Genomic DNA, 12,291 nt, shown 5'->3' with positions numbered 1-12,291 from the left:
GAATCACTTATCTAGGCAAAAACATCAATACTCAAAAAAACGTAGTTATTAAACAATTTCAATTTGCCAAACTAGGAGCAACTTGGGCAGAATATGACGCCTATTCTCAAGAAATTACAGTCTTAAAAAGTCTCAATCATCCAGGAATTCCTCAATATTTAGATTCCTTTCAAACTACTGATGGTTTCTGCATGATTCAAGAATATATTGCAGCAGAATCAGCAGTAATTTCTCGTCAGTGGCAACCACAAGAAATTAAACAGATTGCTATTTCAGTTTTAGAAATTTTAGTCTATCTGCAAAGTAGACGAAAACCTGTTATTCATCGAGATATTAAACCAGAAAATATTTTAATTGATGAGGAGTTAAATGTTTATTTAGTAGATTTTGGTTTTGCCAGAATGGGAGGAGGAGAAATAGCAGCAAGTAGTGTTGTTAAAGGTACGATGGGATTTATGTCTCCCGAACAAATGTTTAATCGCTCTTTAACAACAGCTTCAGATTTATATAGTCTTGGTGCGACATTAATTTGTTTATTAACAGGGATAAAATCTGGAGATATTGGAAATTTAATAGATGCTGATTATCGGATAATTTTTCGTCATTTAGTTCCACCATTAGAAAGGGGTTGGATTAATTGGTTGGAAAAGATAACAGAACCAAAATATAGTGATAGATATGAAAATGCTAAGAAGGCTTTAGCTGCTCTTCGAGTTTTAAATGTAAATCGTTTACCGAAAGTCAGAATTAGTCGAAAAAATCTGAAATTTACTAGCGATAAATGGGGAGAAAAATTAACAGGTGTTATAGAGATTAGTAATCCAATTCCACAGACAATTTTATCTGGTAGATGGGAAGTTGCTCCCCATGTTAATGACCCTCCTCATACTCCTTATGACCATAGTTGGATTTCATTTTCACCGAATAAATTTGAAGGCAATAATATAGGGTGTGAAATTACAGTCGATACCAGTAAGTTAGTAGAAAATGAAATTCATAAAAGGGAGATAATTTTACATAATAATTCAGCATCAGAAATTGAAACTATAAATGTTGAGGTGAAAACTGGTAGTGTGGCTAAATTAGAAGTTGGCTCCATTTTCATGTTCTTTTTTTATCGCTTTCTCGTGGCAGTGGCTATATTTTGCGGGTTTAGTTTGCAATTACATCCTGTATTTATTTTAGTAATATCTATAGCATTCCGTCCTTTCGTTAACCTCATAGTTAATGACATAGACAAGGCAATTGTTACATGGTTAATAATTATTTGTTTTTTCAATATAGGAGTAGGTATATTTCAACCAGAAGCTATAGCAATGTTACTAATATTGGTAGTTCCGTATTTTTTAGTTTTACTGTATTTGTTTATATTGGCAAAAACAGTTAAATTAATAATACCTAAAAACGAGATAGGTCAATTTTCCATAGGTCAATTGTTCTCGAAAGAAAAAAGACTTATAACTTTTTTAACAATAGGGCTATACTTTAGCTTAATTATAACTTTTAAGCTTTTTTCTGAAGTCATTCTTCAACTACACTGCTTTACTTTAGGAGAAATTTTAGTCTCACAAATAGTAGCGATCGCCTCTCTTTTTGCTACTCTAATACCCCTAATTTACTTGCTATCCGAACCAATCAAAATATTTTCTCAATACAGAAAATCTGAGCCAAATTTAATTCAACCATAACCACAATTTAAGTATTAGGAAAAATCTCCAATAACCTAACTATTTCGTGTTCCCTAAAACCTACTAAAAACATATGAATAATTCCCCTAACTTTTCTGCCGATGACTATCAAATAATTAGAGAACTTGGTCACAATAATATTGGTGGGCGAATCACTTATCTAGGCAAAAACATCAATACTCAAAAAAACGTAGTTATTAAACAATTTCAATTTGCCAAACTAGGAGCAACTTGGGCAGAATATGACGCCTATTCTCAAGAAATTACAGTCTTAAAAAGTCTCAATCATCCAGGAATTCCTCAATATTTAGATTCCTTTCAAACTACTGATGGTTTCTGCATGATTCAAGAATATATTGCAGCAGAATCAGCAGTAATTTCTCGTCAGTGGCAACCACAAGAAATTAAACAGATTGCTATTTCAGTTTTAGAAATTTTAGTCTATCTGCAAAGTAGACGAAAACCTGTTATTCATCGAGATATTAAACCAGAAAATATTTTAATTGATGAGGAGTTAAATGTTTATTTAGTAGATTTTGGTTTTGCCAGAATGGGAGGAGGAGAAATAGCAGCAAGTAGTGTTGTTAAAGGTACGATGGGATTTATGTCTCCCGAACAAATGTTTAATCGCTCTTTAACAACAGCTTCAGATTTATATAGTCTTGGTGCGACATTAATTTGTTTATTAACAGGGATAAAATCTGGAGATATTGGAAATTTAATAGATGCTGATTATCGGATAATTTTTCGTCATTTAGTTCCACCATTAGAAAGGGGTTGGATTAATTGGTTGGAAAAGATAACAGAACCAAAATATAGTGATAGATATGAAAATGCTAAGAAGGCTTTAGCTGCTCTTCGAGTTTTAAATGTAAATCGTTTACCGAAAGTCAGAATTAGTCGAAAAAATCTGAAATTTACTAGCGATAAATGGGGAGAAAAATTAACAGGTGTTATAGAGATTAGTAATCCAATTCCACAGACAATTTTATCTGGTAGATGGGAAGTTGCTCCCCATGTTAATGACCCTCCTCATACTCCTTATGACCATAGTTGGATTTCATTTTCACCGAATAAATTTGAAGGCAATAATATAGGGTGTGAAATTACAGTCGATACCAGTAAGTTAGTAGAAAATGAAATTCATAAAAGGGAGATAATTTTACATAATAATTCAGCATCAGAAATTGAAACTATAAATGTTGAGGTGAAAACTGGTAGTGTGGCTAAATTAGAAGTTGGCTCCATTTTCATGTTCTTTTTTTATCGCTTTCTCGTGGCAGTGGCTATATTTTACTGGTTTAGTTTATTGCAATTCCATCCTCTATTTATTCGGTGGGCATTAATATGTATAGCAGTATGTGCTTTAGTTAATTTCATAAACAACAAAATTTTTAAACACATAATAGTTTGTGGTGTTTTATCTGTAATACCTGTTCTAATAGGACTTTTTTCTCTCGGGATTTAGGTATTCATCAGCAGAATTAGCTATTGATGCTTTAATTCCCTTAGAAGTATTAGCCCCCTCTCGAAGAAAAAATTTGACTCAAATAGCATTAATTACCACTATTGTATATATGGCAATTTTAAGTGCTGCTTTTGCTATATTCAGAGCTTATAATATTCAACTAAATGAACCCCTTGTATCCACGAAAATAGAAGATTCATTTCAAGCTCAAAACAAAAGGAAATGCCTCAATCATCGAAAATAATTACAGCAGTTTTTTAGCTGATATTGAATGTTCCCAGTGCGGGTATCTTGCCCGCTTCGGTGTGTACTTCACCAGGGAAATATTCTCAGAGAAACTGTACTTTACTATTTCAACAAAATACTATAAGTAGACTTTTATTTTCTCGACGTTAAATAAGTTATTTCTCAACAAACTTCTGACAGTAGTGACTTTGAAAAGTTTATCAACCCTATTATCAGTAGTCAAAAAAAATATCTTGAAAAGCTCTAAAATTTCCGATTTAATCAGTATCTAATTTTCAATGAATTACAGTAAAATAGTAATATCATTTTCTGACAAAAAAATCAGGTCTCAACCTTCCTCTTTGAAGACGAAGAGAAAAATCAACCGAGGTACTATAATAATCCTAAATATATTGTAACAATTCAAAAACGAGAAATAAACTCCGAAACTATTGCTCATTACTTATTCCCTATTCCCAAAAAGCCGTAAGATTTTAGACACAAATAAAAGGAGATTGCTATTATAACTGATAACTGGTAACTAACCCTTATTTTTAAAATATGAAATCTGTTATTAACAATGGCTTTCTCCGATTAACTTTAGTCAACATTTTATCTAATTTAATGGTTCCTTTAGCAAGTCTAGTAGACTTAGCTTTTTTAGGTTATTTAGATGAAATTCATAATTTAGCAGGAGTTTCCCTAGCCACAGTTTTATTTAACTATATTTACTGGACTTTTGGCTTTTTACGCATGGGTACTACTGGTACAACTGCTCAAGCTAGAGGAAGTGAAAACCATCAGGAAGTAAAACAAATTTGTCTACGGAACTGCTTAATTGCTCTAGTTATTGGCACAATTATTCTAATTTTTCAATATCCTTTGAGAGAAATTGGCTTTAGTTTACTTAGTGCAACTCCAGAAGTAAAAGCTAGTGGTATTAGCTACTATCAAAGTTTAATTTGGGGTGCCCCTGCTACCTTATTAAACTTCGTATTAATAGGTTGGTTTTTAGGACTCGAACAAGGAGGAAAAGTTTTACTATTATCAGTAGTTAATAAAGGCACAAATATTATCTTAGATTATATTTTTATAGTCCGTTGGGGATGGGAAAGTAGCGGTGCGGGTACTGCTACAGCAATAAGTCAATATATGACTTTAGTCGTAGGCATAATTTGTGTTTTTCAGTTCATCTCTTTGACAGAAATTCCTCAGTTAATCAAAAATATTTGGCAACCTCAAGTAATTAGAGAAACTTTGATTCTCAATCTAGATATTTTGATTCGCACTTTTGCCCTAATTTCTACTTTTGCGATATTTACTAATTTAAGTTCATACATAAATACTTTAATTTTAGCAACTGATACTCTGTTATTACAGGTAGTGACATTAGCTGCTTATTTTATTGACGGTTTAGCTTTTGCCACAGAAAGTTTAGCAGGTAAAAGTTATGGTGAAGGAAATCAAGAACAATTAAAGGTATTAGTAAAATTATCAGGAATAATTAGTGTGAGTATCGGGTTAACTTTTGCTATAGTATTCTGTTTATTCCCTACTCCTTTATTTAGTTTATTGACTAATCATACTGAAGTTATTCACAATATTAATAGTTATGTTTTTTGGCTAATACCTGTTTTGGGGTTTGGAGGGATGGCTTATATATTAGATGGATATTTTCTTGGTTTAACTCAAGGAAATTTATTACGAAATTCTACATTAATTGCTAGTTTAGTAGGATTTTTACCATTTGCTATACTGGGTTGGTTGTTAAAAAGTAATCATATATTATGGTTAGCTTTAGCAATGTTTATGGCAGCTAGGGCGATTACTTTAGGTAAAGCTATTCCTAATATAATCGTTGAAAAATTTTCTCCCTCAATAGAACTTATCAAAGACAATAATGAAAAAAATTTGGTGTTAGGGAGTAGGAGAGTAGGGGAGTAGGGGAGTAGTAAACAGAAGAATAATACACACTAAAAACATTGCTCTTACTTACTTATTACTTAATAAATTAAGCCTTGAGCAAGGTCTTGCATTATTTTTTGCATTGGTATAACACTGATTGACATCCTCCCGACGCTGCTCTACGAGACAGCGCGGGATTCCCTAACATCACTGTTAGGGGCTTTCTGCTGCCTCTTGACAGAGGAGCTGCGCTAACATAGCACCTGCCTTCCGGGATTTACTCCCAGATGGCCTTTTTGACTAATCAAATCAGCTTTTAATATTATTTATCTAAATCAAAGTAGTCTAATTTTCCCCAAATTATTACAAAATATTTCACGAACTTGCGTTGTTTCAGCGATTTGGTACATAGTTTGTACATAAGATATTGTGCCAATGTTGTGCCTACACCTAAGAATAGACTCTTCAATACAAGGCTACAAGCTAGTATTTACGTTAATAACACCTCAAATATGCCAATTTTCAGCCGAGAGGTATAGCCTCAAAAAAAACAAATTTTGAACAAGTACAAATACCCAATTGACTACTCCCCGGACTCAAGTCACGGGGATTCTAAGCAGATACTATGCAACAGGATAAATCCGTGTTGCTCCGTTTCTTCTTAGCTGAAATACATTCTCTGGGGACAATTTCATTGTGCCCCTACACAGTCGGCTTAAGTCTAAACTTAGCTTTGCGGCTTACTTTTGTGATGATATTTGCAGCCCCATTACAGTCTGCATTCACAAAACAATTATTACTACTCCTATACAAACCACGCTGTCTTGATGCAGTCGCTCATGGGGGAAACCCCCTTTGGCGGCGCTGCATCGCTTTATTCTTTTTCCTGATGGTTTCCAATCATTGGCCCGTAGGGTCGGTGCTTCCTTGCTCGGACTCAGGTTCCGAGCACCAGCACCGAGTTTCTCACCATAAATAGGCAGATCGTCACCATCTAAAAATGAAGCAATACTTGTATAACTTTCTTCTGTTTCTATAAATATAATCCCATATTCAGAGCATAATTGAGCTATTCTTTCTTTGAGTCTAGCTGTAGGAATTGGTACAAATTCTGAATTCTTTTTATGACCATTATCTATTTGATTTTTCTGACCTTTATTCCAACCAAAAACAATTGTACCAATAGAATTTTTGTGCGCAATGATTAATGACTATTTTGGCTGCTTTATTTATACCGTCACGAATTTGGCGGTTACGTTTTTCAGTAATTGCAGCTAGTTTATTTGACCAAAATCCAGTCGGTTTATTTTCTTTGATAGTTGATACTTGTTTGTTGTACCAACGATTCATTGATTTGAGATGTTTACCATCTACAATTAAGCTCGTACCCACGTTCGATACACAGGTCAACCAATTATTTAAACCATGGTCTATTCCTAATACATTATCTTGGTTTAATTGAGGTTTAACTACTATTTCTTTCTCATGGATAAATTCCCAATAAAAACATTTGTTTCTCGGTAATATTCTCAGTTCTTTAATAGATAAAAAATCGAGATTACTCGGCTTATGAATATAAAAACAATCTAGACCAAACCAGCGCTTACAAGTATTACCTAGTGGTACTCTAATTTGATTACCTTTAAGTTTTAGTGCTTGCTTGGGGTAACTAACTGTAGCCATTCCCCCTTTTTTTCTGTAGTTAGGAATTTTTGGTCTGTCTGTGATTTTACCTTCATTATAGGCAATAATAAGACCATAATAAGACCTAAATGATTCAGCTACAGTTCTCAATATTTGTTGTGCTGCTTGAGAATGTAAAACTTTATAGTGATTGTTCTTTTTGTAGACCTTTTCCAAGTCATACTTACCCAGAGTTTTTTGAGACTTAAAATATAATTGTCTGGCATAATATATTCCCATGTTAGTGAGCTTGTGAGACTGTTCGCACAAGAATGTTAAAATGGGAATTAATTCAGGATTTTTACCTACTAAAACTTGCTGACAACAGTACATTTGAAACGGGCAGACCGAAAAGTTATTGTAGGTAATAATAGCACAGGAAAACTTTAGTTGTCTAGTCTAAACGACTCGCTTGTTTTCATCCCCCGGTTAAAACACGGCGGCCTTCAACGTCGCTTTTCGGTAATTCTAGTCATTGACAAATAGTAGATATTAGTTGATAGCTGAGAGCTGACGGCTGTTTGCGCAGCATTCCGGAGGAAATGTTTACTTCAAAGCCTCCTTGTTGTATAGGTACTGATAACTGATGACTTAAATTACCCTGAAAAAATACTTTTTCAGCAAACCCTATTTACCAAAACAACACTATGAAATTTATAGGAATAGACCTCGGTTGGAGTTCGGGAAAAAGTGGTTTGTGCTGTCTACAATACTCAGACAAAAAATTAAATATATTAGACTTAGACTGCATATTAGAAACTGAAGATATTCTCAATTGGATTGATAATTTTACTCCTTTACCAACTCCTGCTCTAATTGCCGTAGATGCTCCAACAATAATTCCCAATCAAACAGGAACTAGACTACCAGATAAACTTACTCATAAATATTTTGGTCGTTATCATGCTGGATGTTATCCAGCAAATCTTAACCGTCCTTTTGCTCAGAAAACCGTGAATTTTGGCATGAGTTTGACAGCTAAAGGATTTATTCATGCACCAACAATTGAACCGCAACAACCAGGACGTTTTCAAATCGAAGTTTATCCTCATCCAGCTATAGTTAATTTATTTAGTTTAGAAAAAATTATGAAATACAAAAAAGGGAAATTAGCAGACCGTAAATCAGAACTTTTGAAACTGCACCAATACATAACAAATATCTTAACTACCCTCGAACCAACTCTAGAAATTTCCGAAAATTTCCTAGATACTGAAAATATCAATAGTATAGCTACCCTCAAAATTACAGAAGATAAATTAGATAGTTTAATCTGTGCTTATATTGGTGCATACTGGTGGTATTGGGGTCAAGCAAAAAATTTAGTTTTGGGCGATGACACCACCGGATATATAGTAGTTCCTGAACGACTAGATTAAATCCTGTTCAAATATATGAAAGAAAATATAGCAGAACTCAAATCAGAAGTAGAAACTTTACAGACCGAAGTAGAAACTTTACAGACCGAAGTAGATACTCTTCGTCATCAACGTTCTTCTTTCCGAATAGATGTGAGTTTTCCTCCAAATAATACTCCTGAAACACTAGCAGAATTTCACAAAAAAAATGCTGAAGAAGCTGCAAAGTGGCAAGAAGAATTACAAGAAATTAATCAATCTCTCAAAATATTAGAAGCACAACTTAATCAGAAAAAAACTACATTAGCACCAAAAAAATCTCGACTAGAATGGCATGAACTACAAGAAAAAGTTTATCAAGGGGGAAAACAATTACAGGAGCAAGTGAAAAAAGTCAACGAAAAAGCTAATCAACTTGAAGCAGAAATACAAAATCTCAAACAAATTTATCAACAATTAAACCCACTTTATTGTGAGTGGGTACAAAATGCAGCTAATATAGTTGATTTTAAGGCCACAACTATTCCTTATGTTTATGTTAAAGACAATGGGTTTGAACTTGGAAATAAAGAAATAGAGTGAGGGTAATTTCAGTTATTAGTTATCAGTAAAAGGGAAGAGGAAAAAAGATTGAGATACATCTCTATTTTTGTTGAGTTTCCTTTGTCAAACCAACCTACAAATAGTAAATTTTCTGTCTAATTTTATGACCTGTAAAAGTCGGGAATAACGTAGGTTGGGTTAAGCGACAGCGCAACCCAACATATATAGCAAAAGAAAGATGAAAAAAATCGAAATATGCCTCTATTTTTATTGAGTTTTTTTATCAACCCAACCTACAAATAGTAAATTTTTTGTCTAATTTTATGACCTGTAAAAATCGGGAATACCGTAGGTTGGGTTAAGTGACAGTGCAACCCAACATATATAGCAAAAGAAAGATGAAAAAAGTCGAAATACACCTCTATTTTTGTTGGGTTTATTCTACGGATAAGCTCTGTTAACGTTCCTCAACCCAACTTACAAGTGGTAAGTTTTTTGTCGGAATTTTCTCATGTGTCAAAGTTGGGATTAAGTTTTAATTCCTCACCAATTTAATTGTCTTTTCGTCATCTGAAGATTTGCTGATATATCCTAATTTTCAAATCCAAAGAAACTAGCGATCGCTGGTAATAATTTTTCCCACTGTTCGATTAATTTTGCTGTCTTAGGTATTCCTGTAAATAATCCTTTTAAAAATATAATTGCTTTTTCTGCTATTTCTTGATTTCCCTGGGGATTTTTCCCTGCTTCTGCCAGACTTTGTAATTGCTTTAAAGCTTTTTCTTTATACTTTTGACTCAAATTTGATTCTGCTTCAATTGCTGCTTGAAGTTGAGTCAAAGATTCTTTAATTCCTGGTTTGTTTGGTTCGGAAGAATCTGGTAATTTATTGATAGAAGTAGTAACAGTAACACTAAGATTGCCCTGCACTTTATTACCTGTAACTGTAGGAGAATTTTGATTTGTAATTCTGGTAGATTTGTCTTCCATATTTGAAATTTACTTAATTATGAAAAATTTATTACTTTAAAAACAATCCCATACCTTTTAACTAGAAAATTTACGGAATTATCACACTATATCTACTACATTTACATCTAAATTTCCCTGAATAGTATTGTCAAGTAGGGTAGGAGAATTAATATTGCTTCCATTTATGGAATAATCATTAAAGTTAAAGGTTGAGGGTTTTAATTTGTCTGTTCCAGCATTCATAACAAACCATAATTCAATAATTATTCTTTGAATCCATCGTTTACTTGAGCTAACTATAATGTTTTTATAGCCAGAATTTCCTTCAATAACTAGACCATACTGTTGAGAAGTTTTATTAGGTCGGTAATGACACAATAGCAAAATATCAACAATTATCAATAGTAAGCCAAATATTTGGAAATTTTTGTTTGGAGATTGAAGTAATATAACAGCTATAAAAATAAGTAATATAGCACCTATAAGTCGCATAATTGAATAATGTCTAGTTCTTTTTTTAGTGTTTTTAACTTCAATCAAACTAATACTGGTAATGTTGTTAATTTGATAAATAGTATTTTCGTAGATTAGAGTTTTTCCTCTAACTTTTAGAACTGATGGTTCTACTTCTTCTGGTTCAGGATAAGATTTTGGTAAATTATCATCCACCCTTCAATTGACTTCAAAATTATTCTTGTACTAGGACTTAGCAGTCAGCTTTTTTCAAGCTTTACAACTTAGTTTAGATAGACTAAAAATATTAACTACTCATAATATTGAGTCAGAAGATTTCTAATCATACCCTTAAGACATAGTGTAAGAGTTAAATCTAGTTTTGACTATAGTAAATTGTTTGATTAAATCGCGATCTTTGTAAATAAAAATCAAGTGAATATAGGAAAATATCGTGAAACGTCCTATGGAGATGAGTTAAAATGGTTGAAACTATTATTAGAACTAAACTAAATGACTATTACGGAAATTTTACAATTTGCCGATCGCCTAGTTTTTGCTCATAGAGGAAAACATTTAGATGATATTCAAGAAACAGTTATTAAAGGTGTTTGGCAAGGTAAAACTTATGAAAATATTGCACAAGAATGCAACCGTAGTGAAAGTCGAGTTCGAGATGTAGGTTATCAACTATGGAAAACTTTTTCCGAGAGTTTAGGAGAAGATATTAATAAATCTAATTTTCGCTCTAGTATTGAAAGATTACACATACAAGAAAAATCTTCTATTTACTGTAATTTTAACTTCGGGTCACAAACTCTATATCAGTATCAAAAATATCCTCAATATTCTCAAATCAAAGATATAGCTAAAACAACTTTTCAGGATTTAAGTATCGCCCCTACAATTAATCCTGCTTACTTTTACGGACGTACTAAAGAACTAGAAATTCTCTCCAACTATATCTTCCATCAAAAAACTCGTCTAATGGCAGTATTAGGATTAAGCGGTATTGGCAAAACAACCCTAGTCAAAAGATTTATTGACTTGAATATCCAACAGTTCGATGTAGTAATTTGGAGAAATTTAAAACTTGTTAAATCTCTAAACTCTCTGATGACCGACCTCTTAAAAAAAATCAGTATCGAAAATCAAAATATTCTCATCTCAGACGAACAATTGACCCAATTTTTAGACTTATTATCTAAACAAAAATGTTTAATCGTTCTTGATGACGTACAAAATATATTTATCAGTAGAAAATTTGCCGGACAATATCAAACTCAACACACAGAATATCAAAACCTCTTCCAAGCAATAGCTCAAACCGAACATCAAAGTTGTGTAATATTAATTAGTCAAGAAAAAGCTCAGGAAATGACAGCCTTAGACCGAGAATTATATCCAATTCAATGTCTAGAATTAGGAGGCTTAGATAATTCAGCAGGAATAGAAATAATCAAAGAATATAAACTACAAGACCGAGAAAATTGGTTGAATTTAAACAATATGTATATAGGCAATCCCTTATACTTACAATATATATGTACTTTAATCAAAGATATCTTTCAAGACCTAGTATCTCAATTGATAGCTGAAGGGAACTTAATTATCACAGAAGAAATGAAACTACTTTTCGACACCTCATGTCAGAGAATGTCAGACGTAGAAAAACAAATAGTTTTAACAATAAGTAAATGCGATGAAAATGTTTCAATAGAAGACTTAAAAAAATCCTGCTCATTGTCCTCTATAGATATTGTCAATGGATTACAATCCCTGAAAAGACGATACTTATTACATCAAATAAAAACTAACAATAGCTTATTTAGCCTACCTTCCTTATTCAAAGAATATATTAAAAACTTTCAGATGCAAAACTAAACTATAAGTGCTTTACACAAACAATACAGACAATTAAATAGCAATAGTAATTAAACTATCTTCTTGAAGACGGCAATGTTAATTTGAGCTTCCTAATAATTTTTAGATATAC

At 32.6% G+C, this 12,291-nt stretch carries 9 protein-coding genes; 6 read left to right on the top strand and 3 right to left on the bottom strand.

Annotated features, from left to right (window positions below; all coding sequences use genetic code 11):
• The 3 genes from F6K27_RS10705 to gntT all read left to right on the top strand — a co-directional run.
• A partial coding sequence (locus F6K27_RS10705; protein ID WP_287276247.1) for a serine/threonine-protein kinase occupies window positions 1–1,688 on the top strand: 1,688 nt, incomplete at its 5' end.
• A 73-nt stretch (window positions 1,689–1,761) separates the two neighbouring features.
• Window positions 1,762–3,156: a serine/threonine-protein kinase gene (locus tag F6K27_RS10700; protein WP_287276245.1), complete on the top strand. Its 1,395-nt coding sequence runs from the start codon at window positions 1,762–1,764 to the stop codon at window positions 3,154–3,156.
• Window positions 3,157–3,942: 786 nt separating this feature from the next.
• Window positions 3,943–5,325, top strand: a complete 1,383-nt coding sequence (gene gntT, locus F6K27_RS10695; protein WP_287276243.1) for a guanitoxin biosynthesis MATE family efflux transporter GntT — start codon at window positions 3,943–3,945, stop codon at window positions 5,323–5,325.
• A gap of 1,116 nt (window positions 5,326–6,441) precedes the next feature.
• Here the strand turns inward: gntT and F6K27_RS10690 are convergent.
• Window positions 6,442–7,302 (bottom strand): transposase, encoded by an 861-nt coding sequence (locus F6K27_RS10690; RefSeq protein ID WP_287276241.1) that lies wholly within the window; start codon window positions 7,300–7,302, stop codon window positions 6,442–6,444.
• 314 nt (window positions 7,303–7,616) lie between these two features.
• On the opposite strand from F6K27_RS10690, the gene F6K27_RS10685 reads away from it, so the two are divergent.
• Both F6K27_RS10685 and F6K27_RS10680 read left to right on the top strand, forming a co-directional pair.
• Complete coding sequence (locus F6K27_RS10685) at window positions 7,617–8,348, top strand: DUF429 domain-containing protein (RefSeq protein ID WP_124144753.1); 732 nt, start codon at window positions 7,617–7,619, stop codon at window positions 8,346–8,348.
• Window positions 8,349–8,363: 15 nt separating this feature from the next.
• Window positions 8,364–8,909 carry a hypothetical protein gene (locus F6K27_RS10680; protein WP_124144754.1) on the top strand — a complete coding sequence of 182 codons (546 nt, stop codon included), beginning with the start codon at window positions 8,364–8,366 and terminating at the stop codon, window positions 8,907–8,909.
• Between the two features lie 552 nt (window positions 8,910–9,461).
• Here the strand turns inward: F6K27_RS10680 and F6K27_RS10675 are convergent.
• Both F6K27_RS10675 and F6K27_RS10670 read right to left on the bottom strand, forming a co-directional pair.
• Window positions 9,462–9,860 carry a hypothetical protein gene (locus tag F6K27_RS10675; RefSeq protein WP_287276239.1) on the bottom strand — a complete coding sequence of 133 codons (399 nt, stop codon included), beginning with the start codon at window positions 9,858–9,860 and terminating at the stop codon, window positions 9,462–9,464.
• Between the two features lie 81 nt (window positions 9,861–9,941).
• Window positions 9,942–10,511 (bottom strand): DUF6232 family protein, encoded by a 570-nt coding sequence (locus tag F6K27_RS10670; RefSeq protein WP_287276237.1) that lies wholly within the window; start codon window positions 10,509–10,511, stop codon window positions 9,942–9,944.
• Between the two features lie 297 nt (window positions 10,512–10,808).
• Here F6K27_RS10670 and F6K27_RS10665 point away from each other — a divergent pair, with 297 nt between their 5' ends.
• On the top strand, window positions 10,809–12,179 hold the full coding sequence (locus F6K27_RS10665) for an NB-ARC domain-containing protein (RefSeq protein WP_287276235.1): 1,371 nt from the start codon (window positions 10,809–10,811) through the stop codon (window positions 12,177–12,179).
• The last annotated feature ends 112 nt before the right edge of the window (window positions 12,180–12,291 follow it).

The sequence above is a fragment of the Okeania sp. SIO2F5 genome, assembly GCF_010692685.1.
Classification (GTDB): Bacteria; Cyanobacteriota; Cyanobacteriia; order Cyanobacteriales; family Microcoleaceae; genus Okeania; species Okeania hirsuta.
The sequence above is the reverse complement of the archived record's forward strand: the minus strand, read 5'-3'. Positions and strand labels throughout refer to the sequence as shown.

What these genes read in the sequence shown, in the direction of transcription:
- F6K27_RS10700 (WP_287276245.1), top strand. Translation starts at nt 1,762, where the DNA reads ATGAATAATTCCCCTAACTTTTCTGCCGATGACTATCAAATAATTAGA.
- gntT (WP_287276243.1), top strand. Translation starts at nt 3,943, where the DNA reads ATGAAATCTGTTATTAACAATGGCTTTCTCCGATTAACTTTAGTCAAC.
- F6K27_RS10690 (WP_287276241.1), bottom strand. Translation starts at nt 7,302, where the DNA reads ATGTACTGTTGTCAGCAAGTTTTAGTAGGTAAAAATCCTGAATTAATT.
- F6K27_RS10685 (WP_124144753.1), top strand. Translation starts at nt 7,617, where the DNA reads ATGAAATTTATAGGAATAGACCTCGGTTGGAGTTCGGGAAAAAGTGGT.
- F6K27_RS10680 (WP_124144754.1), top strand. Translation starts at nt 8,364, where the DNA reads ATGAAAGAAAATATAGCAGAACTCAAATCAGAAGTAGAAACTTTACAG.
- F6K27_RS10675 (WP_287276239.1), bottom strand. Translation starts at nt 9,860, where the DNA reads ATGGAAGACAAATCTACCAGAATTACAAATCAAAATTCTCCTACAGTT.
- F6K27_RS10665 (WP_287276235.1), top strand. Translation starts at nt 10,809, where the DNA reads ATGACTATTACGGAAATTTTACAATTTGCCGATCGCCTAGTTTTTGCT.